A 23,793-nucleotide genomic window follows, 5' to 3' on the forward strand; every position below is an offset into this window, starting at 1 on the left:
TCAGGTACCCGACACGCTCATCCGGGAAACCTCGCCCTGGTCGAGATGATCACCCAGGTGGAACACGCTGTACGCCTGCTTGATGACCGGGTGCGCGACGTTGCGGACCCGTACCCCGCCCGGCGTCGTACCGCGCTCGCTACCGGCGTGCGCGTGCCCGTGCAGGGCGAGCGCCGTCGGCGCCGAGTCGATCGCCTGGCCGAGCTGGTACGCGCCGAGGAACGGGTAGATCTCCAACGGCTCGCCGGCCAGGGTGTCCGGGACCGGCGCGTAGTGGGTGAGCGCCACCAGCACGTCGCAGTCCAGGCTCCGCAGGGCCCTCGACAGGCGGTCGGCGCTGTCGGTCGTGGTGCGGACGAACGCCTTCATCTCCGGCTCGCCGAAGTCGCTCGCGCAGCGTCCGGCGAAGCCGCCGCCGAACCCCTTCACGCCGGCGACGCCGAGCCGCCCGCCGGCGCAGTCGAGCACCACGCCGTTGCCCTCCAGCACGGTGATGCCGGCGTCCTCGAGCACCTTGACCACCTGCGGCACCTCGTCGCACTGGTGGTCGTGGTTGCCGAGCACGGTCACCACCGGCACGCCCAGCCCGCCGAACTCCTGCGCCACGCAGCGGGCCTCCGCCTCCGTTCCGTGCCGGGTGAGGTCGCCGGCGAGCAGCAGGACGTCCGCGCAGTCGGGAAGCTCCTCCAGGGCCGGCCGGAACCGGCCGACCACGTCCTCGTCCAGGTGCACGTCACCGACGGCAGCGATCCGGATCACGATGAGAACCTCCTCAGGGCAGTTGCTCGATCTGCGTCGGCGCCTCGGTGCGGATCACCCCGATCTCGGCGGTGACCGGCACGCCCGGGAACCGTTCCGCGACCCGGCGGAGGATCTCCTCCCGGCGGTGCGCGCTCTCCACCTCGCCGTAGAGCACGAGGCCCGTCTCCCGGCGGACGACGGTGATGCCCTGTTCGGCGACGGACGGGTCCTCGGCGAGCAGCCGGTGGATCTCCGCCTCGACGTACTCGTCCGGTGGTCCGATGCCGGTTTCTCGGTGCTGGCTCACGATGTCCCCTTCCCTGCCGGGGTGCCGGAGTACGGCACGACCTCGAGCCGGTCCAGCAGCACCAGGAACGCCTCGGCGTACGGCGAGTGCTGCGTCTCCTTCCGTACCCGTTCCCAGTCGATCTGCTCCCGCAGGGAGCGGGCGAGGGGCAGGCCCCGGGCGAAGTCGCAGTAGTGCTGCGAGAAGCTGAGCAACTTGTGCACCATGAGCTGGGTCGCGGAGAGGACCGGCATGTGGATCGCGTCGACCGGGCGTACCACGGTGTCGGCGAACGTCTCCTCGGTCACCGGCGTCTCGATCGGCCGGTGGATGAGATCCACCATGCGCCCGTCGTCGAAGACCTTGACCAGCCAGTCCTCCGGTGGCCGCTCGGCCGTGAAGCCCTCCGCCACCAGCGCCTCCAGCGCCCGGTCGACGTCCGACTCCCGGATGAGGAAGTCGACGTCGTGCTCACTGGAATGGCCGCCGTGCGCGTACACCGCGAAGCTGCCGCCGAGCGCGAAGGGGATCTCGGACTGCTTGAGCACGGCGGCGACCTTCTTGAGGGTGTGCAGAAGACTCTCGTCCCCGCGCTCGGCCATCTGGTTCTCCCGTCGGTCGTAACAGGCGGATGATTCCGACTTCCGTACCCGGCGTTCCGGTCGGCCACACCTGCGGCGGTGGCGGGTGGGCGCGAAACGGGCGTAACAGGTACATAACGGCGCGGCCGAGAGCGCGGGTCCGATAGCCTGGGCAAGGTGGCCAGATCACTACGGGCGCGACGCCGCCGGGGCCGGTTGCGTACGGTCGCCCTGATCGGCATCGACGGCTCCGGCAAGACCACCCAGGCGCACCGCCTCGCCGACGCGCTCACCGCGGCCGGACGCCGCGCCACCTACCACCGCAACGCGGGCGGGCGGCGCTGGCTCGGCCGGATCGCCCAACGGTTCGGACGGCCGGACGCGCAGCGGTTGGTGGGGCGGAACGGGCTGCTCGCCGTGGAGTCGGTGCTGCGCTGGCTCGCCATCGCCCTGGCCCTGGTGAGTTGCCTCGTCACCGGCCGGACGGCGGTGATGGACCGGTACGCCGTCTGCCAGTACGCCAGCATCCGCGCCCACGGCGGCCACCGCTGGGAACGGCTCGCCCGGGCCACCTACCGGGTCTTCCCGCAGCCGCAGGTGACCTTCCTGCTCTCGGTCGATCCCGCCGAGGCGTACCGGCGGATCGAGCGGCGCGGCACCGACCACGAGACGATGGGCTGGCTCACGGCCGCGGACACCGCGTACCGGACGCTGCCGGAGTACCCGACCTTCGTCGTGGTGGACGCCGGCCGGCCCGCCGACGAGGTGTCCCGCCAGATCCGGCACCACCTCGCCGACTGGTTCCCGCAGACCGCTTCCGCTCCCGAGGACCCGGAGCCCGAGGACCCCGAGCCGGAGGAGCCGGAGCCGCGGCGCGACGCGACGGCTCAGGCCCGGCCGTAGACCGGCACCGCCGCCCCGCTCGTCGGCGCGGACTCGTCGGAGGCCAGGAAGCGGATCACCGACGCGATCTCGGCCGGCGCCACCCAGCGCGAGTGGTCGGCGTCCGGCTGGGCGGCCCGGTTGGCGGGCGTGTCGATGACGCTCGGCAGCACGGTGTTGCAGCGGACGCCGGAGCGGCGGTACTCGACCGCCACCGCGTTCGCGAAGGCGAGCACGGCGGCCTTCGCGGTGGCGTAGCCGGCCGCGCCGGCGAACGGCGAGACCGCGGCCCGGGCCGCGACGCAGACGACGGCCCCGCCGCCCGCCGCCAGGAGGTGCGGCAGCGCCGCGCGCGTGACGAGGTGGGTGGGCCGCAGGTTCACCGTGAACATCCGCTCGAACTCCTCGACCGGCGTCTCGTGCACGAGCCCGCCGCTCGCGTACCCGCCGGCCAGGTTCACCACGGCGCGCAGCGGCGCCGCCGGGTCGTCCGCGGCGGCCCGCACCGCGCGCTCGGCGCCCTCCGGATCGGTGAGGTCCGCGACCAGCCGGTGCACCCCGTCGGCCGCCGGCCGCGTCCCGGGCCGGCTCGACCGCTCCGGTACGACCACCCGCCATCCCGCCTCGACGAAGGCGGCCGTCACCGCCCCGCCGAGCCCGCCCGCGCCACCGGTGACCAGCACACTGCGTCCCGCCATGCGGCCCACGCTAGCGCCGCCCCCGACGGGGCGTGACGCGGGTACGCCGGTGGACGCGCCGGGTCGTCGGATCCCGGTCCACCGGACCGGACGCCGCCCGACGCCGTACGGTTGGACCGGACCGGATGGCCGCGGCCCCGACCGCCGTGGGGGACAGCGGAGCCGACCCGGCGGCTGACGCGACGGCGTCGCCCGGATGGCACGCTGTTTCGGACGGAGGATTCCGGTCGGCGGTACTTTCGCCAACACGCGCAGTCATGGTTGACGCTCACGCCTCATGAAAGTAAGTTTCATCCGTGGCGAAGAGTCCGAAGATTTCTGCGAGTCACGAGCCCGGTGGGCTGATCGTCCACATCAGTGGCTTGCTCCCGTCGCTGTCGCCGGCCGAGCAGCGCGTCGCCCGCCTGGTCGTCGCCGACCCGGCCGACGCCGCCCGGCGGACCATCACCGACCTCGCCACCGCCGCCGAGACATCGGAGGCGACCGTCATCCGGTTCTGCCGGTCCGTCGGCATGGACGGCTACCCGCAGTTGCGGATCCGCCTGGCCGCCGAGGCCGCCCGCCGCGTCGAGCCGCCGGACGCCCGGGTGGTCGGCGGTGACATCCCGCCCGGCGCCGACCTGGCCCAGATCATCGCCACGATCGCCTTCAACGACGCGCGGGCCGTCGAGGAGACCGCCGAGCAGCTCGACCCCGCCGTCTGCGAGCGGGTGGTCGACGCGATCGCGGCGGCCGGACGCATCGACGTCTACGGCGCCGGGGCCAGCGGCTTCGTGGCCTCCGACTTCCAGCAGAAGCTGCACCGCATCGGCCGCACCGCCTTCTACTTCCCGGACGTGCACACGGCGCTGACCTCGGCCGCGCTGCTCGGCCGGGGGGACGTCGCGGTGGGCATCTCGCACACCGGCACCACCTCCGACGTCATCGAGGTGCTGGAGCAGGCCCGGGCCCGGGGCGCGGCCACCGTGGCGCTCACCAACTTCCCGCGCTCGCCGATCACCGAGGTGGCCGACTTCGTGCTCACCACGGCGGCCCGGGAGACCACCTACCGGTCCGGGGCGATGGCCAGCCGGCTCGCCCAGCTCACCGTGGTCGACTGCCTCTTCGTGGGCGTGGCCGCGCGCAACCGCGCCCGGGCGAGGAAGGCCCTGGAGGCGACGGCCGAGGCCGTGCAGTCCCACCGGGTGGGCGGCGGACGGAGGCGGGCATGACGGCCGGCGCCGTGGAGCCGGACGAGGTGTCGTCACCCAACCCGGACTCCCGCCCGGCGGTCCGGGTGGGCGCCCCCACCGAGCATCGCAACCCGCTCAGCGTCGACCTCGACCTCATGTCGACCCGCGACGTGCTCACCGTCATCAACGAGGCGGACCACCGCGTCCCGGCCGCGGTCGCCGACCTGCTCGACGAGATCGCCACCACCGTCGACCTGGCCGTCGCGGCACTGCGGGGCGGCAACCGCGTGCACTACTTCGGCGCCGGCACCTCGGGCCGGCTCGGCGTGCTCGACGCCGCCGAGCTCGCCCCCACCTTCAACTCGCCGCGGGGCTGGTTCTGCGCCCACATCGCCGGCGGGCCGGACGCCATGTGGCGTGCCGTCGAGGACGCCGAGGACGACGACCGGGGCGGTGCGGCGGAGGCCGCCGACTGCGTACGCGCCGGCGACCTCGTGGTCGGGTTGACGGCCAGCGGGCGCACGCCGTACGTCCTGGGTGCGCTCGCCGCGTCCCGCGCCAAGGGCGCCTCGACGGTGCTGGTGTGCGCCAATCCGGAGGCGGAGGCCGCGGGTTCGGTCGACGTCTTCATCGGGGTGGATACCGGACCCGAGGTGGTCACCGGGTCGACCCGGATGAAGGCGGGCACGGCGCAGAAGCTGGTGCTCAACGCGTTCTCCACCGCCGTGATGGTCCGCCTGGGTCGCGTCTACTCGAACCTCATGATCGACATGGTGGCGACCAACGCCAAACTCCGCGGCCGGATGATCTCCATCCTCATGGAGGCGACCGGCTGCTCCGAGGAGGTCTCCCAGAAGGCCCTCACCGAGGCCGACGGCGACCTCAAGACGGCCCTCGTGGCGCTGGTCTCCGGTGCGGGGATCCCGGCGGCCCGCGCCGCCCTGGCGCGCTCGGCCGACCAGGTGCGCGGCGCGCTGGCCCTGCTCGCCTCCTGACCCGGGGCGCCGGGCTCCCCGCCGGCCCGCCCCACCGGCGGACGTGCTTCGCGTCACGCTCCCACGACGCCTCCCGGAGCGTTCGCGAGGGCTTCCGGCGGGCGGGCATAGAACCCGGCTCCGGATTGTTCAACCAGGCGCGGGGTATTACCAACTCCGTGGATGAACCGACCCGTTCACCGGTGCGTATTCGGCAGTGACCAGGATCGCACCACCGTGGTGACCCGGGTCGCTGTCTCCTCCGACGTGCGGTGCTGCCATAGACAGGGGTGACGGCGATCCGTGGATCCGCCGACCCGCACGTGGTGCCCATCGGCGAGCCACCCGGCGGGGTGCTGACAGCAAACATGGACCGTGCTTTCAGCTACTACTCAGGCATTCGTGACAGTTTCGACTCACGACATGGAATCCCCGACACGTCTCATCTGTTGTGTAGGTGTCAGCACCGACGGGCACAGCGGAAGTTACGGGGGAGGGCTGATGGACGTGGGGATGGCAAGGAACCGGGCAACCGGCGCGAGCGAGGGGACCGTGGGCAACGTGGACAAGAACATCGGCATGCGGACCGACGAGGTCGCCGAGGAGCGCGACCTGGTCGGCGTCTACCTTCACGAGATCTCGCGGACGCCACTGCTGGACGCCGCCAAGGAGGTCGACCTCTCCAAGGCCATCGAGGCCGGCCTCTACGCCGAGCACCTGCTCGACGAGGACCGCGTCCCCGCCGGTGTCGCCCGTGAGGAGCTGGAGCGGCTGGTCGTCGAGGGTGAGCGGGCGAAGGACCTCTTCATCCGCGCCAACCTCCGGCTGGTCGTCTCGATCGCCCGCCGCTACGTGCGATCGGGCATGCCCATGCTGGACCTGATCCAGGAGGGCAACACCGGCCTCGTCCGGGCGGTCGAGAAGTTCGACTACGAGCGTGGCTACAAGTTCTCCACCTACGCCACCTGGTGGATCCGCCAGGCGATCAGCCGGGCGATCGCCCAGCAGGAGCGCACCGTCCGACTGCCGGTGCACCTGGTGGAGGACGTCAACCGGATGCGCAACGTGGCCCGCCAGCTCACCCGTGAGCTGGGCACCGACCCGGAGCCGGAGCAGATCGCCGCGGCGCTCGGCGTCACCGTCGAGCGGGTGAACGAGCTGGTCCGCTGGTCGCAGGACACCGTGTCGCTGGACACGCCCGTCGGCGACGACGGCGACACCAACCTCGGTGACCTCGTCGCGGACAGCGACGCCCCGTCGCCGGAGGACATCGTCCTGACCGGGCTGGAGCGGCAGCGCATCGAGGGGCTGCTCAACCACCTGGACGACCGCTCGGCCGGCATCATGCGGGCCCGCTACGGGCTGGAGGACGGCCGTGAGCACTCCCTCACCGAGGTCGCGTCGCGGTTCTCGCTCTCCCGGGAGCGGATCCGCCAGCTGGAGATCCAGGCGCTCGGCCGGCTCCGCGAGCTGGCCCGCGCGGAGGGGCTCCAGGCGGCCTGACCTGGTACCAATGACGGCGAACGGCCGGCGTCCGATAGGGGGACGCCGGCCGTTCCTGTCACTACGGCGAGGTCAGCGCACCCGGCCGTAGCCGTGGATGGGCATCAGGTTCATGCCCCGCTTGAGGACGTTGCGTCCCGCGCTGGGCGCGTCGATCACCTGGCCGTCGCCGACGTACAGGGCGACGTGCCCGAGGCCCCGGTAGAACACGAGGTCGCCGGGGCTCAGCTCACCGCGACCGATGTGGGCGACCGCGCCCCACTGCATCCGGGCGTTGTGCGGCAGCGACTTCCCGGCGGCCCGCCACGCCGCCGAGGTCAGGCCCGAGCAGTCGTAGCCGTTCGGGCCGGAGCCGCCCCAGACGTACGGCTTGCCGATGGCGCCGTAGGCGTACCGGACGGCCACGCCGGCCCGGCCGGAGATGGACGGCGCCTCGCGGGCGGCGTCCGGTCGCGCGGCCGGCGCCTCGGTGGTCCGGCCGTACGCCTGGCGGCGCAGCTCGTAGAGGCGGGCGAGGTCCCGCTCGATGCGTGACTTCGTGGTGGCCAGCGCACGGGCCTGGGCGTCCTGCCGGGCCAGCACCTTGTTCAGCCGGGCCTTCTCGGCGACGAGTTCCCGCTGGCGGCTCGTGAAGCCCGCGATCCGTTCCTGACGCTCGCGGGTCAGGTGGTCGATGGTGCCGAGGCGGTCGAGCAGCGCGGCGGAGCCGCCGGGGCGCAGCAGCGCGTCCGCGGTCCGCAGCCCGCCGGTCTTGTACGCCGTCACGGCGATCTCACCGACGTCGGCCCGGCTCTGCTCGGTCTGCCGTTCCAGCGGGGCGATGCGGGCCTGTAATCGGTCCACCGCGGCCTTGTTGGCCTTCATGTCCTCGCGGAGCCTGTTGTACGACTCGACGACCCGCTCCAGCTCCGCGGAGGAGCGCTCGATCCGGCGGTTCAGGTCGGCGGGGGACGGCTCGGCGTGGGCCGCCGCCGCCGGGGCGACCAGCGCGGCCGACAGGCCGGTGATCGCGAGAGTACGCAGCAGGTTTCTCAGGGATGGCAAGAGCGGAAGGCTCCTCTCCCACGGCCGCCGGCGGGTGCTGATGCCCCCGGCGGCACCGGTCCGGGGCCCTCCGGTTGGCGGGCGCTGGGCCGGGCCGGCTCGCCCAACCTAACCCGGGGCGGGAGTGGTCCGCAGTGGAAGCCGGGACGAATGTTGGCAAAGTGGCGGCAAGCACCCGGTGCGACAGGTGACCTGCTGTGATCATCAACGAGGCGTCCCCGCGCGGGGTGCGCCCGGGTTGCGGCATTTGCACAACCAGTGACATTCGTCGTTCTCACCGGATGGCGACGGATAGCGTCGCGTCAAAACCGATAAAGCCGGAAATGGATTCCCATTTCCCGCGAACCGCTCGCCGTCAATGCCGCGACCGAGTCCGATAACCGGCGGTTGCCCTGGCAGGACCCCAACACAATGAAGTCGCGTAGCCGGGATTCCCGTCGACCGGCATTGATGCCTCCAGCGGACGGGCCGACCCGGTGGACCGCCGCGGGAGGCAACCGTGAACCCTGAAGGCGCCACCACACGAGCGTCGGGATCACCGAGGGTGACCGGCCGACAGAAGACCACGCTCCTCTACGCGCGTCCCGGCATCATCGTGACGGTCGACCGGTTCACCGTCGGCCGCAACACCTTCCGGGTCGCGGACCTCACCCACCTGCGCAGCCGGCGCGGCCCGCACGACCGGATCGCCGTACGGGCGGTGGCGACGAGCGGGGCGATGATCGCCGGGGTGGGCCTGCTGCTCGGCTTCACGGGCGGCTTGCACCGGCTCACCGCCGGGGCGTACCTGATGTTCGGGGCGGTCCTGCTGGTACCGGCGCTGCTCGGCCTCGCCGGCGACCGCTGGCGGCCCCCGGCGTACGAGTTGTGGGGCGTCTACCGGGGCGAGGAGATGCTGCTGTTCAGCGCCGACGACGAGCGGCAGTTCGGCCAGGTCACCCGCGCGCTGGTGCGGGCGCGGGAGATGAACCGGTACGGCGGGTGGAACGAGCCGCTCGCCTCGGTGGACCCGTGGCGCCCGAGCCGCTGACCGGGCCGCCGGGGCGGCCGACCGCCGGCTCGGGCGGCCCGACGCCGGGCGGCCGCACCCTCGCCCGGGCGGCCCGACGCCGGGTGGCTCAGCCGGCGACCGGCTCCGGGGCGCGCTCGGCGGGGCGGTGCACCCAGCCGGTCACCCGGCGCTCGGCGTAGAAGGAGACGAACGGGATCGTCCCGGCGAGCATCACGGCGAGCATCCGCTTCAGCGGCCAGTCCGCACGGCGGGACAGGTCGAACGCGGCCACCAGGTAGACCATGTAGAGGAAGCCGTGGGCCGGGCCGACGGTCTCGACGACGGTCGGGTTGTCGAACGCGTACTTCAGCGGCATGCCGATCACGACCAGAACGATCAGCACCACACCCACGATCCAGGCGATCGCGCGGTACCGGGTAAGGGCTCCGCCCACCTCTGTCCGTCCTTCCTGGCCCGGCTCAGCCGGGGTAGTCACCGGGCCGGGCGCCCGGATTCGCGTTCAACCATGACAGGTAGCGGTTGTAGGCAGCCAGTTCGGCGTCGTCCTCCACGCCGTCCGCCGGCACCGGCACCCGGGCCACCCGGACCGGCCGGCGCACCGCCGGACGCGCCGACGGCGCCTCGCTCTCCCCGGCCGCCGTCTCCCCGCCGGTCCGCCGCGCCGGAGCGGCGTCGCCGCGCAGCGTGTGCCGCACCTCACGCCACCAGACGAAGACCACGAACCCCGCGAAGACCGGCCACTCGAAGGCGTACGCCCAGCTGAGCGTGTTGCCCCCGGCGGCCCGGCTGATCTGCCACCAGCCCAACGCGAGGAACGCGACGACCAGCACGATCGCGGCCACGTGGCGCGCTATCCACGCCGGGGTCCAGAGCCGCTTCATGGCATCGAGGGTACCGGGACGGGCGGCGCTCTCCGACGCGGTGTCGTAGTTGTCGCGGCCACGGCATGGTTTGGTGCCACCCGGCGTGGGCATCCGTCTAGACGCCAGCCCAAACGAGAGCAGGGGGGCGATGATGACCGGATCCGTACGACAGGGCGGCTACCCGACGAGTGGTGACGCGGGTGCCAGCCCGGAGCAGCGGGTGACCGAGTGGAGCGGCGACCACCTGGCCGACCCGGCCACCGCCGGCCCCGACCCGGACGGCGAACTGGGTGTCGACCCCGCCGAGCTGACCGACGAGGACCTGATCCGCGAGATGCACAGCCTGCACCGCACGCGCCTGGACACGCTGCGGCACGCGGCCGACTCGGCCCTGGCCCACCACCTGCGCCGCACGGCGGAGTTGGAGACCGAGTACCTGGCCCGCCACCCGGGCCGGGAGGTCGACCCGAGCCGGCTGCGGGACGAGTGATGGCCGCCGAGCGCCACATGTCCGCGCCGCCGGAGGTGGTCTTCAACACGGCGACCGACCCCGCCCGGGCCTCCGCCTGGCTGCCTCCGGCGTTGCGCGTCGACGGCGCGCCGACCCCGGACATCGAGGGGGAGGAGCTGCGCGCCCGGTGGCGTGGCCCGTCCGAGGCCACGGCGGAGATCCGGGTGGACCCGGAGGACTCCGGCGGGGCCGTCGTCCGGCTCGACCTCGCCGACCCGCAGGACGGGCGGGACGCCGACCGGCTCGCCACCGAGGCGCTGGACAGCCTGGCCCGCGAGGTGGCCGACAACCTCCAGGCGGGCTGAGCCGGGCCACCGGCGCGGCGGGGCGTGCCTCGTCGGCCGCCGTTCGCGGCCCGGGTCCCACCGGCGGTGGCCTGGGGCAGGGTCCCGTCCGCCACGGGGCGGCGGGTGGCAGGACTGAGAGCGGAGGAGACCGGGTGACCGACAACGGCTTGAAGCAGAAGGTGACGCGGCTGCGGCAGGCGTACGCGCCGCACGAACACCGCCCGCTGGGCGGCTACCTGGCGGCGATGGGCACGTACGTCGGTGTGACCGGAGCGCTCGCCGGTCTCGTCCGGCTGACGGGCCGTCCGGTGCCGGAGCGCCCGTCGCCCGCCGACGTGGTCCTGCTCTCCGTCGCCACCCACAAGCTGAGCCGGCTGCTGTCGAAGGACGCCGTGACCAGCCCGTTGCGGGCCCCGTTCACCCGCTACGACCGGCCCATCGGCAGCGGCGAGGTGATGGAGCAGGTCCGCGACTCCGGCAGCGCCACCCGGCACGCGATCGGGGAGTTGCTGAGCTGCCCGTTCTGCCTCGCGGTCTGGGTCGCCACCGGGCTCACCGGTGGCCTCGTGCTCGCGCCGCGGCTGACCCGGCTGGTGGCCACGGCGCTGACCGCCGTGGCCGCGTCCGACTTCCTCCAGATGGGGTACGCCGTGGCCCAGCAGGCCGCCGAGGGCGGCGGGCACGACGGGCACGACGAGCACTGAGCCCGACCACGACGAAGGGCCGGCGATCCGCGCCGGCCCTTCGTCGTGCGTACGTCGTGGTCACGTCGGGGTGGTGCCGTGGTCCTCGCCGGCCCAGCCGCGGGCCGCCTCCGGCTCCCGCCGGCCCTCGTCCTCGCCGGTGATCACCTTCTTGTCCACCGAGGTCTGGTCGTGCTCGCCGGCGAAGTCCGGGTCGGGCAGGGTGTCCACGCCCTCCGGCGGCTGGCCCAGTGCCTTCTCCGGCCGTTCCTCGTGGTGGGACATCTCGTGCTCCTCTCGCCGGGGGGCGGGTTCACGTGACCGAGCCGCCCAGCAGGTCCGCCGCCTCGTCGACCGAGTACTCGCCCTCGGGGAGGGCGGCGATCCGGGTGAGCCACTGCGCGGGCATCTCCGCGGCGACCGCCCGCCGGTAGATGTCCGCCTGGCTGATCCGTTCCTGGCCGTGATACAGGTCCTCGAGGAGGTCGTCGAGGCGCCGGGTGTCCGGCATGTCGGTCACGGGTACGTCGTCGGTCACGGCGATCAGCTACCCGCGCCGGAACCGGTCAAACACCGGGGAGACGGCGGCGCCCCGGCCGCACGACCGGGGCGCCACGTGTCGGTGTGCAGGTCGCCTCTCGGCGAGTGGCGCGACGCGGCTCCAGCCGGACGGTATTCCGCGAAGGCAATTGGGTGAGGCCCGGGGACACTGGACACACCGACACCTCACTCAACCCGGCCACCCCGCCCGATCTTCCGACCGGTGGTGTGCGCTGCGCCACACGCGGGGCGGAGCCCGGTCAGGCCCGGGTCGGCAGGACGGCCCGCCGGGCGCGTACGGCGGCGGCCAGCCGGTCGAGGACGTCCTCGGTCGTCTCCCAGCCGATGCACGCATCGGTGATCGACTTGCCGTACTCCAGTTCCCGGGTGGGGTCGAGATCCTGCCGGCCCGGCCGCAGGAAGCTCTCCAGCATGATGCCGACGATGCCGCGCTGACCGGCGGCGAGCTGGGCGGCCACGTCGGCGGCCACCAGCGGCTGGTTGCGGTGGTCCTTGCCGCTGTTGGCGTGGCTGGCGTCGACCACCACCCGCTCCGGCAGGCCGGCGGCCCGCAGCAGTTCGAGCGCGCCGGCCACCGACTCCGCGTCGTAGTTGGGCCGGCCGCCGCCACCGCGCAGCACCAGGTGCCCGTCCGCGTTGCCGCGGGTGTGCATGATCGCCGGGGTGCCGGAGAAGTCGATGCCGGGGAAGACGTGCGGCACGCCCGCCGCGCGGATCGCGTCCACGGCCGTGGCGATGCTGCCGTCCGGGCGGTTCTTCATCCCGATCGGCATCGAGAGCCCGGAGGCGAGCTGCCGGTGCACCTGGCTCTCCACCGTCCGGGCGCCGATCGCGCCCCAGGCCACCGTGTCCGCGATGTACTGCGGGGTGATCGGGTCGAGGAACTCGCAGCCGACCGGCAGGCCGAGGCGCAGCACGTCGAGCAGGAGCGCCCGGGCGAGCCGCAGCCCGGTGTTGACGTCGCCGGAGCCGTCCAGCCGCGGGTCGTTGATCAGGCCCTTCCAGCCGACCGTCGATCGCGGCTTCTCGAAGTAGACCCGCATGACGACGAGCAGGTCGTCGGCGAACCGGTCGGCCGCCTCGCGCAGCCGCCGGCCGTAGTCCAAGGCGGCGGCCGGGTCGTGCACCGAGCACGGGCCGACCACCACCAGCAGGCGGTCGTCGGCACGGTCCAGCACCCTGCCGACCGCGCGTCGGCCGGCCAGCACGGCCGAGGCGAGCGTGTCGTCGAGCGGCAGCTCGTGGTGGAGCAGGGCGGGGGTGGTCAGTGGCACGACGCGGTCGATCCGCTGGTCGCTGACCCGATCGGTCTCCGGGGTCGTCACGGTGGGCATCCTTCCGCCGACCGCGCCCGGGTGCCGGTGCCCGGGGTCGAGCCGGCTGCTCGTACACGAAAGGGCAGGACCAGAAGGCCCTGCCCAGCCGGCTCGAAGAGAGGTGACGTCAGATCATGGTGAAGTCACCGGCTCCTCCAGCCGGCTGCCTAAACCATCGATACGACCGCGTCACGCCGACCAGCCTACCCGACGTGGCGCGGGTGTTCACCCGGACGCCGGTGAGGTTCCCAACCTGCGGGCACGCGGCGTGGCCGCTGCCGCCGCGGGGTAAGGGGGACGCATGAGCGAGCGCAGCGAGCGAATCATCGGGCACAGCGCGGTGGAGCCTCGTGACGGCGCCGACCGGAGGGAGGTGGCGGCATGAGCGACGAGTGGAGCGAGGCCGACCGGGTCGAGTCCCGGGCCCACCTGTTGCCGGAGGAGGCGGCCGTGGGCAGCGACGACCCGGAGGCGCAGGCGGAGGCGATCCTCACCGAGTCCGACGTCCGCGAGGACCGGAACGTGGCGCCGGACACGGTGCTGGAGCACCGCACCTCGGATCAGACGGTGACGCCCAGCGAGCCGCCGGACTGAACGGAGGCACCGCGCGCCCGCCGGGAGCCGCGGTAGGTGTGGTCCCGCAGCCACGCGAGCACCCCGGTGGCCCGCAGCCCGTCGGGGAGGTTGTGGATCGGGTCGAACGCCAGCACGGCGTCCTGCCGGGCGCTGAGCTGGGTGCCGATGCTGACCTGGCCGAACGGCCGCCACGGGCCGACGGCGGAGGCCGTCGCGAGCACCAGGCGCGGCTCGTCGACCCGGGTCGCGGCCGCCGCCTCGGCGAGGCTCCGGCCCAGGCCGGGGGAGTCCGGGTCGGCCAGCGCCGCGAGCCAGAGCCGCCCCCGGCCGCCGTGCAGCGGCACGATCGTGCTGTACGTCCCGGCGAAGCGGCGTCGGGGCAGCGGCACCGACCGCAGCACCGGCGGCGCGCCGCTCGAACTCACCAGCAGGTCGAACGGCCGGTCGCCCTCGGTGTGCACCCGCACGGCCAGGCCGAGCACGTCCGGCCAGCTTCCCGGGGTGGGCATCCCCTTGGACAGCCGGATCGTCGCCGGGTACCGGCCCGGCTCGTCGAGGAGCGGCACACCGGTGGGCGGGCCGCCCGTACCCCAGATCGTGACCTCGCCGGCGAACGACCGGCCGGCGGGATGCAGCAGCCGGGCCCGCCGCAGGCGGGTCAGGACCTCGGCGGCGTGGGTGAGGGCCTCGCCCGCGCGGGCCGCGACGGTGGACGGGGTGGGCACGGACATGCCCCTCCGGTACCCCGGCCCGGCCGGTCGATGCCCCGATCCGGGCTCCCGCCGCGGGACGCGGCGCGACCGCGCGTCACCTTTCCGCCCGGGAGATCGGATAGCGTCGTCCCATGCCCGACAGCGGTTACCCCTGGCCCATCGAGACGACCCGACTGGACAACGGCCTGCGCGTGGTGGTGAGCGAGGACCGCACCGCGCCGGCGGTCGCGGTGAACCTCTGGTACGACGTCGGTTCCCGGCACGAGCCGCAGGGGCAGACCGGCTTCGCCCACCTGTTCGAGCACCTCATGTTCGAGGGCTCGGTGAACGTCGCGAAGACCGAGCACATGAAGCTCATCCAGGGCGCCGGCGGTTCCCTCAACGCCACCACGAACCCGGACCGGACGAACTACTTCGAGACGGTCCCGGCCGAGCACCTGGAGCTGGCGCTCTGGCTGGAGGCCGACCGGATGGGTGGCCTGGTGCCGGCGCTGACCCAGGAGACGCTGGACAACCAGCGGGACGTGGTCAAGAACGAACGACGCCAGCGCTACGAGAACGTGCCGTACGGCGACGCGTGGCTGCGGCTGCTGCCGTTGCTCTACCCGCCCGGGCATCCGTACCACCACGCCACGATCGGTTCGATGGCCGACCTGAACGCCGCCGACCTGGCCACCTTCCAGGCGTTCCACCGGACGTACTACGCGCCCGACAACGCCGTCCTCACCGTGGTCGGCGACACCTCCGCGGCCGAGGTGTTCGCGCTCGCCGAGAAGTACTTCGGCGGCATCCCGGCGCGGGGGGACATCCCGGCCGCGCCGGACGGCCGGACGGTGCCGGCCACCGGCCGGCCGGTCGCGGAGACGGTCACCGCCGACGTGCCGGCTCCCCGGGTGTACGTGGCGCACCGCACCCACCCGTTCGGCAGCCCCGGCTACGACGTGATCACCGTGCTGGCGGCCGTGCTCGGCAGCGGCCGGGGGAGCCGGCTCTACCAGCGGCTCGCCGACGGGGAGCGGATCGCCCAACCGGACCTGGTCGGGGCGTACGGGGTGGACCTGGCGCACGCGCCGGCGCCGCTGATCGCGACGGTGACCGCCCGGCCCGGGGTGGGCGCCCAGCGGCTGGCCGACGGGCTGCACGCGGTCATGGACGAGCTGGCCACCGTGCCCGTCACCCCCAGCGAGCTGGACCGCGCCAAGGCGCTGCTCAGCACCGCGTGGTGGCGGCAGATGTCCACGGTGGACGGGCGTGCGGACACGCTCAGCCGGTACGCCACCCAGTTCGGCGACCCGGCCCGGGCCGCCGAGCGGTTGCCCGCCTGGCTCGCGGTGACCGCCGAGCAGATCGCCGAGGCCGCCGCGGAGGTGCTCGCCGCCGACGACCGGGTGACCCTGACCTACCTCGCCGAGGAGAAGCCATGACGCTCATCGCCACCCGCCCCGGGCCGGGTCCGGCCCGCCCGTACCGGTTCCCGTCGGTGGTCCGCCGCGCCGTGGCCGGCGGTCAGGTCGTCGCCGCGCACCTGCCGGGACAGAACCTCGCGGTCGCGCTGCTGCTGCTCGACGCCGGCGCCGAGCGGGAACCGGTCGGCAAGGAGGGCCTCGGCGGGGTGCTCGCCAAGGCGCTGGAGGAGGGGACGGCCCAGCGGGACGCGGCCGCGTACGCCCTCGCCGTCGAGGGGCTCGGCACCGAGCTGGTGACCGCGCTGGACTGGGACTCGTTCCAGGTCAGCGTGCAGGTCCCGGTCGACCGGCTGGGCGCCGCCGTCGAACTGCTCGCCGAGGCGGTCCGTACGCCCCGGCTCGACCCGGCCGACGTGGTCCGGGTCCGGGACGACGAGGCCACCGCGCTGCGGATGGACTGGGCCAACCCGGGGCCGCGGGCGGACGCCGCGCTGCGCGCCGACCTGTTCGGCGCGGAGAACCGTTGGGGCCGCCCGATGTACGGCGACCCGGAGTCGGTCGCCGGCCTGGACGTCGAGGACGTGCGGGTCTTCCACTCGGAGTGGTTCATCCGGCCCGGCACGCTCGTCGTCGCCGGCGACCTGGACCGGGTGGACCTCGACGCGCTCGGGGCGGCGGCGTTCGCCGGCACCGGCGGGGGGCCGGTGGACCGGGCCGGCCCGATCGACGTCCGGCTGCGCGAGGGGCGGCGGATCATCCTGGTCGACCGGCCCGGGTCGGTGCAGTCCACGCTGCGGCTGGGGCATCCGTCCCCGCACCGCGCCCACCCCGACCACGTGCCCATGACGCTGGCCGGCACGGTCCTCGGCGGCGCCTTCACGTCGCGGCTCAACCACCTGATCCGCGAGGTGCGCGGCTACACGTACGGCATCCGCGGCGACTTCGCCTCGTCCCGGCGCTTCGGCCGGTTCGCGGTCAGCTCCGGGGTGCAGACCGCCGTCACCGCTCCCGCCCTCACCGAGGCGGTCGGCGAGATCTCGCGTACGCAGAGCGGCGGGGTCACCGAGGAGGAGTTGGCCGTGGCCCGCTCCTGGCGGGCCGGGCAGCTCTCGGTGGAGCTGCAGAGCCCTCGGGCGATCGCCGCGGCGCTCGCCACCCTCGTGGTGCACGACCTGCCGGACGACTACCACGCGCGGCTGCGGGAGGCGCTGCTCGCCGCCGACGTCGACCAGGTGAGCGCGGCGGCCGCCACGCACCTGCACCCGGAGTCGCTCACCCTCGTCGTCGAGGGCGACGCCGCGGTGATCCGCGACGAACTCGCCGCGACCGGCCTCGGCGAGATCGTCGAGTCCTGACGGCCCGCCCGCGCGGCGCCCGCCGGTCCCGCCTCCGTTCGGGGCGGGGTCGGCGGGCCGCCGCCCGACCGGCCGTGCCCGGACCTGATGTGATCTCGGTCGCGCCTCCCGTGCCGGCGGGCGCCGGGCGGTCGCCCGTGCCGACGGGAACGGCTGCGGCCGGACGGCCCTCCCGCCCCGGGATCTTCCGTACGTCGGGCCGCCGCGCGCGTACGTTTGCGGGCCGCCGGCCGTCCCGGTGACGGCCGTGACGGGGAGGCGGGGCGTACGGCTGGTGGGAAACGGTTCCCGGTTCCGGTGGCCTCCTGGGTAGCCTCGCGAGCATGAGGATCGGCATTGTGGGGGCCACCGGGCAGGTCGGTGGCGTGATGCGGCAGGTGCTGGCGGAGCGGGAGTTCCCGGCGGAGCAGGTGCGGTTGTTCGCCTCGGCGCGGTCGGCCGGCCGGACCCTGCCCTGGCGGGGCGACGAGATCACCGTGGAGGACGCGGCCACCGCCGACTACTCGGGTCTCGACATCGTGCTGTTCTCCGCCGGCAAGGGCACGGCGAAGGAGCTGGCCCCCCGGGTGGCCGCCGCGGGCGCCGTCGTGATCGACAACTCGTCGGCGTTCCGGATGGACCCGGACGTGCCGCTGGTGGTCGCCGAGGTCAACCCGCACGCCGCCGCCGTACGCCCCAAGGGCATCATCGCCAACCCGAACTGCACGACGATGGCCGCCATGCCGGTGCTGCGCCCGCTGCACGCGGAGGCGGAGCTGGTCAGCCTCGTCGTCGCCACCTACCAGGCGGTCTCCGGGGCCGGCCTGGCCGGCGTCGCCGAGCTGGACGAGCAGGTCCGCAAGGTCGCCGAGCACGCCGCCGGGCTCACGTTCGACGGCGACGCCGTGGAGTTCCCCGCCCCCCGCTCGTTCGCCGCGCCGGTGGCGTTCAACGTGCTCCCGCTCGCGGGCGCGATTGTCGACGACGGCTCCTTCGAGACCGAGGAGGAGCAGAAGCTCCGCAACGAGAGCCGCAAGATCCTCGAAATTCCGGGTCTGAAGGTCTCCGGCACCTGCGTCCGGGTTCCCGTGTTCACCGGCCACTCCCTCCAGATCAACGCCCGGTTCGCCCGGCCGATCACCCCGCAGCGCGCCCGCGAGCTGCTCGACGGTGCTCCCGGCGTGACGCTGTCCGACGTGCCGACGCCGCTTCAGGCGGCCGGCAGGGACCCGGTCTACGTCGGCCGGATCCGCGCCGACGAGACCGTCGCGCACGGGCTGGCCCTGTTCTGCTCGAACGACAACCTGCGCAAGGGCGCCGCCCTCAACGCCGTGCAGATCGCCGAACTCGTCGCGGCCGAGCGGCGCTGACCGGGGCGGGGGTGGAGAAGACCGTGGCGGACGAGCGTACGCGGCGGGCGTTGACGGACCTGGTCGCCGCCCGCCGGCTGGGCGTGCTCGCGACGATCAAGCGGGACGGGCGGCCGCAGCTGTCCACCGTGATCTACTCGTACGACGCGGACGCCGGCCTGATCCGCGTCTCGGTGACCGACGACCGGGCCAAGACCGCGAACCTGCGCCGCGACCCCCGAGCCACCTTCCACGTCGCCAGCGAGGACGGCTGGGCGTACGCGGTGGTGGACGGGCGCGCCGAGCTGACCCCGGTGGCGGCCGATCCGGGTGACGCCACCGTCGAGGAGCTGATCGCGCTCTACCGGTCGATCCAGGGCGAGCACCCCGACTGGGACGACTACCGGCGCGCGATGGTCGCCGAACGGCGTCTCGTGCTGCGCCTGCACGTCGAGCGCGTCTACGGGCTTCCGCCCCGCGCCTGACGCGGCGCGGCTTCCGCCCCGCGGCTGACGCGGCGGCGTTACCCCGCCCGGCGGGACGGGTAGACGGCCGGTGCCGACACCGAGAGGGGGCACCATGACAACGGTCGGAGAGTTCATGACGACCCGGTTGGTGACGATGGACGGCGACGACACGCTCACCGCGGCGGCGCAGGAGATGCGCGACATGGCCATCGGCGACGTGGTCGTGACCGACGGCGACAACGTGGTCGGCATCGTGACGGACCGCGACATCACGGTACGGGCCGTGGCGGAGAACAAGGACCCGAACACCACGCGGCTCAACGAGATCACCTCGAAGGACGTGATCACCGTGAGCCAGTACGACGACGCGGTCGCGGCCGCCGACCTGATGCGCACCTACGCGGTGCGCCGGCTGCCGGTCGTCGAGGACGGGCGCCTCATCGGGCTCGTGTCCATGGGTGACCTCGCCGTCGAGCGTGAGCCCCAGTCGGTGCTCGCCGACATCAGCGCCGACGATCCCAACAACTGACCGTCCGCCGCGGGCGTACGCCGGCTCCCCGCACCGTCGGGGAGCCGGCGTTCACGTCTGCGCCGGGGCGGCCGTGCCCGCGGCGCGCCGGCTCGCCGCCGCCCCGAGCGGTCCGGGCTCTCCGCCCCCTCGCGCCGCTCACCCGAACTGGGCGAGGTTGACGGCGTCGCGGGCGGGGACTTCTGCTCCGATGCCGTGCGGCCGCCCGGAGGACCACCCGCCCCGGCCGGGCGGGACCGGGCGCGATCGACCGGGAGGAGGGGACCCTTGGACGCCACGACGAGGTTCTTCGAGGAGATCGACCGGCGGGGGTACGAACCGCGGCTGGCCAAGACGACCGGCAGTCTCCGGATCGACCTCCAGGAGGGGCCACGGACGATGCACTGGTTCCTGAAGATCGACCACGGCCGGATCGAGGTGAGCCAGCAGAACCAGGAGGCGGACACGGTGGTGGGGACCAGTCCGCAACTGTTCGAGGAGATCGCGTCCGGCCGCGAGCACGGGATCGCGGCCATCCTGCGCGGCGACATGACGGTGTCCGGCGACGCCCGGCTGCTCGTACAGGTGGAGCGGATCTTCCCCGGCAACCCGGACGCGCGCGGTCCCCGGCGGCGGTTCCAGCAGGAGGTGCGCTGATGGCTTCGAACAGCACGATCCGGATCCTGGACGGCAACACGTTCGTCGTCTCCGAGGACACGGGGGACATCGAGGCGACGCCGAGCGAGCCCACCGGCCTCTTCTCCCTCGACACCCGCTTCCTGTCCCGCTGGGTGCTGACGGTCAACGGCGAGCGCCTCAACGCCCTCTCCTACGACGACCTCCAGTACTACGAGGCGCGGTTCTTCCTCGTGCCCGGCATGGCGACGCACTACATCGACGCCAAGTTGTCGATCATCCGGGAACGGACCGTCGGCGGCAGCTTCCGGGAACAGATCATCATCCTGAACCACGACGAGAAGCCGGTCGACCTGGAGATCCGGCTCGACGCCGGTTCCGACTTCGCCGACCTGTTCCAGGTGAAGGACGAGATCGTCAACAAGAAGGGCGAGCTGTACAGCGAGGCCGAACCGGACCGGCTGCGGCTGGGCTACCGGCGGGGCAACTTCGTCCGGGAGACGTCGATCAGCTCCTCCGCACCGGCCCGTTACGACCGGGAGGGCCTCGCGTACACCATCCACCTCGAACCGAACGAGCAGTGGGAGACCCGGATCGAGGTGCAGACCACGGCGGTCGGCCCGGGCGGGCGCGACCTGCGCATCGGTGTGCAGGCCCACGGGGGCGAGCGGCCCGCGCTCCAGCACGACCTGGAACGCTGGATCGCCGAGGCGCCGAAGGTGAACAGCCAGCACGAGGACCTCGCCTCGACGTACCGGCGCAGTCTCGTCGACCTGGCGGCGCTGCGCTTCTCGCCGCTGTCGCTCGGCGGCGCGACGCTTCCCGCCGCGGGGCTGCCCTGGTTCATGACCATGTTCGGCCGGGACAGCATCCTGACGTGCCTGCAGACCCTTCCGTTCACCCCGGCGCTGTCGAAGACCACGCTGCGGATCCTCGCGTCGTTGCAGGGGACCCGGTTCGACGACTTCCGCGACGAGGACCCGGGCCGGATCCTGCACGAGATGCGGTACGGCGAGACGGCCGCATTCGAGGAGCAGCCCCACTCGCCGTACTACGGCTCGGTGGACGCCACCCCGCTGTTCCTGATCCTGCTCGACGAGTACGAACGGTGGACCGGGGACGTGGCCCTGGTCAAGGAGCTGGAGCAGGAGTCCCGGGCCGCGCTGCGCTGGATCGACGACTACGCGGACCTCGTCGGCAACGGCTACATCTGGTACGAGCGCCGCAACAGCGACACCGGCCTGGAGAACCAGTGCTGGAAGGACTCGTGGGACTCCATCTCGTACTCCGACGGCCGGCTGCCGCCGTTCCCCCGCGCCACCTGCGAGGTGCAGGGGTACGCGTACGACGCGAAGACGCGCGCGGCGCGGCTGGCCCGGGAGTTCTGGAACGACCCCGCGTACGCCGACCAGCTCGAGCGGGAGGCGGAGGACCTCAAGCAGCGGTTCAACCGGGACTTCTGGGTGGAGGACGGGGAGTACTTCGCGCTCGCCCTCGACCCCGACGGGCGGCAGTGCGACGTCCTGAGCTCCAACATCGGCCACCTGCTGTGGAGCGGCATCGTCGACCACGCGCGGGCCGAGAAGATCGCGCAGCATCTGGTCGGGCCGCGGCTGTTCTCCGGCTGGGGCGTGCGGACGCTCGCCGTGGGGGAGGTCCGCTACAACCCGATCGGCTACCACAACGGCACGATCTGGCCGTTCGACAACTCCTTCATCGCCTGGGGTCTGCGCCGGTACGGCTTCGCCGAGGAGGCGTCGACGATCGCGAGCGGCATCCTGGACGCGGCGACCTACTTCGACGGCCGGTTGCCCGAGGCGTTCGGCGGCTACGAGCGGGAGCTGACGAAGTTCCCGGTGGAGTACCCGACGGCCTGCAGCCCGCAGGCGTGGTCGACGGGAACCCCGCTGCTGCTGCTGCGCACGATGCTCGGGCTGGAACCGCACGAGGGGCACCTGGCGGTCGACCCGCGGCTGCCGGTCGGCATGGGGCGTATCGAGGTCCTCGACATCCCCGGCCGGTGGGGCCGGGTGGACGCCTTCGCCCGGGGTCGGATGGAGATGCACAAGCTGGTCGACTGACGCGCCGGCCGGCGGGGTCCGCCGTGGGCGCGAGGGCCGGGCCGGTCAGCCCGCCGGCAGGACGGTGTCGAGGAAGGCGGCGGTCACCCCGCGCAGGTCGGGCCGGTCCAGCGCCAGCGCGTGCCCGCCGTGGGTGAGCCAGCTGTGCACGGGGTGCCCGGCGGCGAGGAGCGCGGCCGTGAGCCCGACGGTCTGGCTCGCCGGCACCGAGCGGTCGTCGACGCCCTGCACGAGCAGCACGGGCACCCGGTTGCCCAGGTGGGTCGCGACCGTGGCGTCGATGGTGACGGGGTCGCCCGCGGCGGGCGGGCGGCCGAGCAGGCCCTCCCACGGGTCGTCACCGGCGCGCAGCCGCTTCCAGTCCGCGGCGAGCGGGTCCACCGGCGGCCAGTACGCCAGCACACCCGCCACGTCGTCCGGCCGGTCGACACCGCGCAGCGCCAGGTGGAGGGCGAGCATCCCGCCGGCCGAGTCACCGGCGACCAGCAGGGGCAGCTCGCCCGCCTCCGCCCTGGCCCGGCGGGCGGCGGCGCGGACGTCGTCGAGCTGCGCCGGCCAGCGGGCCTCGGGCACCAGCCGGTAGTCGGCCGGCACCACCCGCAGCCCGTGCGCCGCGAGCGCCGCGCCGTCCTCGCTCGCCCGGGCGCGCCAGCCGCCGCCGTGGATCCAGAGCAGGACTGCGCGTTCGGTCATGCGCCCATGCTGCCGCCCGCGACCGCGTACGCCCAGGCCTTCCGCTACGGGCAGAAGTACCGCCGGGCGGCGATGCCCGTCGGCAGAAGTGCCGCCGGATGGCGGCGCCCGTCACATTCAGGTTGGCCACAGCTGGAGCGGGTAGGTTCCGCGAATGCCGGAGCTCGTGTACCCGCCCGTGATCGCCTTCGCCAAGACGATGTTCCGCGTCCTCGACCTGAGGATCACCGTCGAGGGAGCCCGCCACGTGCCCCGCTCCGGCGGGGCGGTGCTGGCCAGCAACCACGTCAGCTACCTGGACTTCATCTTCTCCGGGCTCGGCGCCCACGAGTCGCGGCGTCTGGTCCGGTTCATGGCCAAGCAGTCGGTCTTCCGGCACCGCGTCTCCGGCCCGCTCATGCGGGGCATGCGGCACATCCCCGTCGACCGGTCGGCGGGCGCCGAGTCGTACGCGGCGGCCGTGGACGCGCTGCGCCGTGGCGAGGTGGTGGGTGTCTTCCCCGAGGCCACGATCAGCCGGTCGTTCACGGTGAAGGAGTTGAAGAGCGGGGCGGCCCGGATGGCCCGGGAGGCGGGCGTGCCGCTGCTGCCGGTGGCGATCTGGGGCACCCAGCGCCTGTGGACCAAGGGACGCCCCCGGACGTTGACCCGGCGGCACACCCCGATCACCATCCTGGTCGGCGAGCCGATGGACCCGGCCGGTTGGCCGGACGCCGCGGCGATGACGGCCGCGCTCAGGGAGCGGCTCACGGCTCTCGTCGACCGGGCGCAGCGGGAGTACCCGGAATCGCCGACCGGCCCGGAGGACCGCTGGTGGCAGCCCGCGCACCTGGGCGGCACGGCGCCGACCCCCGAGGAGGCCGCGGCCCTGGACGCCTCACCGCGCGAGCCGTCGACCGCCTGACCCGGCCGCCCG

Annotated in this window: 29 protein-coding genes; 17 read left to right on the forward strand and 12 right to left on the reverse strand. The window is 73.6% G+C overall.

What is annotated here, in order from left to right; translation table 11 throughout:
- Genes D7I43_RS22315 through D7I43_RS22325 form a run of 3 tightly spaced genes read right to left on the reverse strand, consistent with a single transcriptional unit; the run spans position 1 to position 1,629 of the window.
- Entirely contained in the window at positions 1 to 762 is a 762-nt protein-coding gene (locus D7I43_RS22315; protein WP_120330506.1) for a metallophosphoesterase family protein, read from the reverse strand.
- A gap of 10 nt (positions 763 to 772) precedes the next feature.
- On the reverse strand, positions 773 to 1,048 hold the full coding sequence (locus D7I43_RS22320) for a hypothetical protein (protein WP_120330507.1): 276 nt from the start codon (positions 1,046 to 1,048) through the stop codon (positions 773 to 775).
- The gene (locus D7I43_RS22325; RefSeq protein ID WP_120330508.1) at positions 1,045 to 1,629 is read right to left on the reverse strand and encodes a nucleotidyltransferase; all 585 of its coding nucleotides are present in this window, start codon (positions 1,627 to 1,629) and stop codon (positions 1,045 to 1,047) included. Before D7I43_RS22325 ends, D7I43_RS22320 begins: the two co-directional genes overlap by 4 nt.
- Before the next feature lie 156 nt (positions 1,630 to 1,785).
- Here D7I43_RS22325 and D7I43_RS22330 point away from each other — a divergent pair, with 156 nt between their 5' ends.
- Positions 1,786 to 2,511, forward strand: coding sequence for a dTMP kinase (locus D7I43_RS22330; protein WP_120330509.1), 726 nt, complete (start codon positions 1,786 to 1,788; stop codon positions 2,509 to 2,511).
- Here the strand turns inward: D7I43_RS22330 and D7I43_RS22335 are convergent.
- On the reverse strand, positions 2,496 to 3,188 hold the full coding sequence (locus D7I43_RS22335; protein WP_120330510.1) for an SDR family NAD(P)-dependent oxidoreductase: 693 nt from the start codon (positions 3,186 to 3,188) through the stop codon (positions 2,496 to 2,498). The two genes, D7I43_RS22330 and D7I43_RS22335, sit on opposite strands and share 16 nt — an antisense overlap.
- 296 nt (positions 3,189 to 3,484) lie before the next feature.
- On the opposite strand from D7I43_RS22335, the gene D7I43_RS22340 reads away from it, so the two are divergent.
- The 3 genes from D7I43_RS22340 (at position 3,485) to D7I43_RS22350 (ending at position 6,837) form a co-directional block, all read left to right on the forward strand.
- Entirely contained in the window at positions 3,485 to 4,399 is a 915-nt protein-coding gene (locus tag D7I43_RS22340) for a MurR/RpiR family transcriptional regulator (RefSeq protein WP_120330511.1), read from the forward strand.
- Positions 4,396 to 5,355 (forward strand): N-acetylmuramic acid 6-phosphate etherase, encoded by a 960-nt coding sequence (gene murQ / locus D7I43_RS22345; RefSeq protein ID WP_120330512.1) that lies wholly within the window; start codon positions 4,396 to 4,398, stop codon positions 5,353 to 5,355. The genes D7I43_RS22340 and murQ overlap by 4 nt, the downstream gene beginning before the upstream one ends.
- 492 nt (positions 5,356 to 5,847) lie before the next feature.
- Positions 5,848 to 6,837: a sigma-70 family RNA polymerase sigma factor gene (locus D7I43_RS22350; protein ID WP_192902242.1), complete on the forward strand. Its 990-nt coding sequence runs from the start codon at positions 5,848 to 5,850 to the stop codon at positions 6,835 to 6,837.
- A gap of 72 nt (positions 6,838 to 6,909) precedes the next feature.
- On the opposite strand, the gene D7I43_RS22355 is transcribed toward D7I43_RS22350, so the two are convergent.
- Positions 6,910 to 7,881 (reverse strand): C40 family peptidase, encoded by a 972-nt coding sequence (locus tag D7I43_RS22355; RefSeq protein WP_120330514.1) that lies wholly within the window; start codon positions 7,879 to 7,881, stop codon positions 6,910 to 6,912.
- 544 nt (positions 7,882 to 8,425) lie between these two features.
- Between D7I43_RS22355 and D7I43_RS22360 the strand changes: the two genes are divergently transcribed.
- Entirely contained in the window at positions 8,426 to 8,911 is a 486-nt protein-coding gene (locus tag D7I43_RS22360; protein ID WP_120330515.1) for a DUF6232 family protein, read from the forward strand.
- Positions 8,912 to 8,999: 88 nt separating this feature from the next.
- Here D7I43_RS22360 and D7I43_RS22365 read toward each other — a convergent pair whose 3' ends face one another.
- Together D7I43_RS22365 and D7I43_RS22370 are read right to left on the reverse strand one after the other, a co-directional pair.
- On the reverse strand, positions 9,000 to 9,326 hold the full coding sequence (locus D7I43_RS22365) for a DUF3817 domain-containing protein (RefSeq protein WP_120330516.1): 327 nt from the start codon (positions 9,324 to 9,326) through the stop codon (positions 9,000 to 9,002).
- A gap of 25 nt (positions 9,327 to 9,351) precedes the next feature.
- Complete coding sequence (locus D7I43_RS22370; protein WP_192902236.1) at positions 9,352 to 9,774, reverse strand: hypothetical protein; 423 nt, start codon at positions 9,772 to 9,774, stop codon at positions 9,352 to 9,354.
- A 130-nt stretch (positions 9,775 to 9,904) separates the two neighbouring features.
- Here D7I43_RS22370 and D7I43_RS22375 point away from each other — a divergent pair, with 130 nt between their 5' ends.
- The 3 genes from D7I43_RS22375 (at position 9,905) to D7I43_RS22385 (ending at position 11,258) form a co-directional block, all read left to right on the forward strand.
- On the forward strand, positions 9,905 to 10,246 hold the full coding sequence (locus D7I43_RS22375) for a DUF6158 family protein (protein WP_120330518.1): 342 nt from the start codon (positions 9,905 to 9,907) through the stop codon (positions 10,244 to 10,246).
- The gene (locus D7I43_RS22380; protein ID WP_120330519.1) at positions 10,243 to 10,572 is read left to right on the forward strand and encodes an SRPBCC family protein; all 330 of its coding nucleotides are present in this window, start codon (positions 10,243 to 10,245) and stop codon (positions 10,570 to 10,572) included. Before D7I43_RS22375 ends, D7I43_RS22380 begins: the two co-directional genes overlap by 4 nt.
- Before the next feature lie 134 nt (positions 10,573 to 10,706).
- The gene (locus tag D7I43_RS22385; RefSeq protein WP_120330520.1) at positions 10,707 to 11,258 is read left to right on the forward strand and encodes a DUF1360 domain-containing protein; all 552 of its coding nucleotides are present in this window, start codon (positions 10,707 to 10,709) and stop codon (positions 11,256 to 11,258) included.
- A 60-nt stretch (positions 11,259 to 11,318) separates the two neighbouring features.
- Here D7I43_RS22385 and D7I43_RS22390 read toward each other — a convergent pair whose 3' ends face one another.
- The 3 genes from D7I43_RS22390 to D7I43_RS22400 all read right to left on the reverse strand — a co-directional run bounded on the left by D7I43_RS22390 (position 11,319) and on the right by D7I43_RS22400 (position 13,132).
- A complete protein-coding gene (locus D7I43_RS22390) occupies positions 11,319 to 11,522 on the reverse strand; it encodes a hypothetical protein (RefSeq protein WP_120330521.1) in 204 nt (67 codons plus the stop codon).
- 28 nt (positions 11,523 to 11,550) lie between these two features.
- Entirely contained in the window at positions 11,551 to 11,775 is a 225-nt protein-coding gene (locus D7I43_RS22395) for a hypothetical protein (protein WP_120330522.1), read from the reverse strand.
- A gap of 262 nt (positions 11,776 to 12,037) precedes the next feature.
- On the reverse strand, positions 12,038 to 13,132 hold the full coding sequence (locus D7I43_RS22400; protein WP_120330523.1) for a 3-deoxy-7-phosphoheptulonate synthase: 1,095 nt from the start codon (positions 13,130 to 13,132) through the stop codon (positions 12,038 to 12,040).
- Between the two features lie 363 nt (positions 13,133 to 13,495).
- On the opposite strand from D7I43_RS22400, the gene D7I43_RS22405 reads away from it, so the two are divergent.
- Entirely contained in the window at positions 13,496 to 13,708 is a 213-nt protein-coding gene (locus D7I43_RS22405; RefSeq protein WP_120330524.1) for a hypothetical protein, read from the forward strand.
- Here the strand turns inward: D7I43_RS22405 and D7I43_RS22410 are convergent.
- Complete coding sequence (locus D7I43_RS22410; RefSeq protein ID WP_240033098.1) at positions 13,675 to 14,421, reverse strand: phosphodiesterase; 747 nt, start codon at positions 14,419 to 14,421, stop codon at positions 13,675 to 13,677. The two genes, D7I43_RS22405 and D7I43_RS22410, sit on opposite strands and share 34 nt — an antisense overlap.
- Before the next feature lie 113 nt (positions 14,422 to 14,534).
- Between D7I43_RS22410 and D7I43_RS22415 the strand changes: the two genes are divergently transcribed.
- From D7I43_RS22415 to D7I43_RS22445, 7 genes are all read left to right on the forward strand, one after another.
- Positions 14,535 to 15,827 carry a M16 family metallopeptidase gene (locus tag D7I43_RS22415; protein ID WP_120330525.1) on the forward strand — a complete coding sequence of 431 codons (1,293 nt, stop codon included), beginning with the start codon at positions 14,535 to 14,537 and terminating at the stop codon, positions 15,825 to 15,827.
- Positions 15,824 to 17,164 carry a M16 family metallopeptidase gene (locus tag D7I43_RS22420; protein WP_120330526.1) on the forward strand — a complete coding sequence of 447 codons (1,341 nt, stop codon included), beginning with the start codon at positions 15,824 to 15,826 and terminating at the stop codon, positions 17,162 to 17,164. Before D7I43_RS22415 ends, D7I43_RS22420 begins: the two co-directional genes overlap by 4 nt.
- A 323-nt stretch (positions 17,165 to 17,487) precedes the next feature.
- Entirely contained in the window at positions 17,488 to 18,513 is a 1,026-nt protein-coding gene (locus D7I43_RS22425; protein WP_120330527.1) for an aspartate-semialdehyde dehydrogenase, read from the forward strand.
- A 23-nt stretch (positions 18,514 to 18,536) separates the two neighbouring features.
- The gene (locus tag D7I43_RS22430) at positions 18,537 to 18,977 is read left to right on the forward strand and encodes a PPOX class F420-dependent oxidoreductase (RefSeq protein WP_120330574.1); all 441 of its coding nucleotides are present in this window, start codon (positions 18,537 to 18,539) and stop codon (positions 18,975 to 18,977) included.
- A gap of 94 nt (positions 18,978 to 19,071) precedes the next feature.
- Positions 19,072 to 19,488: a CBS domain-containing protein gene (locus D7I43_RS22435; protein ID WP_120330528.1), complete on the forward strand. Its 417-nt coding sequence runs from the start codon at positions 19,072 to 19,074 to the stop codon at positions 19,486 to 19,488.
- Between the two features lie 267 nt (positions 19,489 to 19,755).
- Positions 19,756 to 20,124: an SCP2 sterol-binding domain-containing protein gene (locus D7I43_RS22440; protein WP_120330529.1), complete on the forward strand. Its 369-nt coding sequence runs from the start codon at positions 19,756 to 19,758 to the stop codon at positions 20,122 to 20,124.
- On the forward strand, positions 20,124 to 22,184 hold the full coding sequence (locus D7I43_RS22445) for an amylo-alpha-1,6-glucosidase (RefSeq protein ID WP_120330530.1): 2,061 nt from the start codon (positions 20,124 to 20,126) through the stop codon (positions 22,182 to 22,184). Before D7I43_RS22440 ends, D7I43_RS22445 begins: the two co-directional genes overlap by 1 nt.
- A 45-nt stretch (positions 22,185 to 22,229) precedes the next feature.
- Here D7I43_RS22445 and D7I43_RS22450 read toward each other — a convergent pair whose 3' ends face one another.
- On the reverse strand, positions 22,230 to 22,877 hold the full coding sequence (locus D7I43_RS22450) for an alpha/beta hydrolase (protein ID WP_120330531.1): 648 nt from the start codon (positions 22,875 to 22,877) through the stop codon (positions 22,230 to 22,232).
- 154 nt (positions 22,878 to 23,031) lie between these two features.
- On the opposite strand from D7I43_RS22450, the gene D7I43_RS22455 reads away from it, so the two are divergent.
- The gene (locus D7I43_RS22455; protein WP_120330532.1) at positions 23,032 to 23,781 is read left to right on the forward strand and encodes a lysophospholipid acyltransferase family protein; all 750 of its coding nucleotides are present in this window, start codon (positions 23,032 to 23,034) and stop codon (positions 23,779 to 23,781) included.
- Positions 23,782 to 23,793: the final 12 nt, after the last annotated feature.

The organism is Micromonospora globbae (genome assembly GCF_003610785.1).
Classification (GTDB): Bacteria; Actinomycetota; Actinomycetes; order Mycobacteriales; family Micromonosporaceae; genus Micromonospora; species Micromonospora globbae.

Coding starts and splice junctions, on each gene's coding strand:
- D7I43_RS22325 (WP_120330508.1), bottom strand. CDS start 1,629: ATGGCCGAGCGCGGGGACGAGAGTCTTCTGCACACCCTCAAGAAGGTC.
- D7I43_RS22335 (WP_120330510.1), bottom strand. CDS start 3,188: ATGGCGGGACGCAGTGTGCTGGTCACCGGTGGCGCGGGCGGGCTCGGC.
- murQ (WP_120330512.1), top strand. CDS start 4,396: ATGACGGCCGGCGCCGTGGAGCCGGACGAGGTGTCGTCACCCAACCCG.
- D7I43_RS22350 (WP_192902242.1), top strand. CDS start 5,848: ATGGCAAGGAACCGGGCAACCGGCGCGAGCGAGGGGACCGTGGGCAAC.
- D7I43_RS22370 (WP_192902236.1), bottom strand. CDS start 9,774: ATGAAGCGGCTCTGGACCCCGGCGTGGATAGCGCGCCACGTGGCCGCG.
- D7I43_RS22375 (WP_120330518.1), top strand. CDS start 9,905: ATGATGACCGGATCCGTACGACAGGGCGGCTACCCGACGAGTGGTGAC.
- D7I43_RS22390 (WP_120330521.1), bottom strand. CDS start 11,522: ATGTCCCACCACGAGGAACGGCCGGAGAAGGCACTGGGCCAGCCGCCG.
- D7I43_RS22400 (WP_120330523.1), bottom strand. CDS start 13,132: ATGCCCACCGTGACGACCCCGGAGACCGATCGGGTCAGCGACCAGCGG.
- D7I43_RS22405 (WP_120330524.1), top strand. CDS start 13,496: ATGAGCGACGAGTGGAGCGAGGCCGACCGGGTCGAGTCCCGGGCCCAC.
- D7I43_RS22410 (WP_240033098.1), bottom strand. CDS start 14,421: ATGTCCGTGCCCACCCCGTCCACCGTCGCGGCCCGCGCGGGCGAGGCC.
- D7I43_RS22415 (WP_120330525.1), top strand. CDS start 14,535: ATGCCCGACAGCGGTTACCCCTGGCCCATCGAGACGACCCGACTGGAC.
- D7I43_RS22420 (WP_120330526.1), top strand. CDS start 15,824: ATGACGCTCATCGCCACCCGCCCCGGGCCGGGTCCGGCCCGCCCGTAC.
- D7I43_RS22425 (WP_120330527.1), top strand. CDS start 17,488: ATGAGGATCGGCATTGTGGGGGCCACCGGGCAGGTCGGTGGCGTGATG.
- D7I43_RS22435 (WP_120330528.1), top strand. CDS start 19,072: ATGACAACGGTCGGAGAGTTCATGACGACCCGGTTGGTGACGATGGAC.
- D7I43_RS22445 (WP_120330530.1), top strand. CDS start 20,124: ATGGCTTCGAACAGCACGATCCGGATCCTGGACGGCAACACGTTCGTC.
- D7I43_RS22450 (WP_120330531.1), bottom strand. CDS start 22,877: ATGACCGAACGCGCAGTCCTGCTCTGGATCCACGGCGGCGGCTGGCGC.
- D7I43_RS22455 (WP_120330532.1), top strand. CDS start 23,032: ATGCCGGAGCTCGTGTACCCGCCCGTGATCGCCTTCGCCAAGACGATG.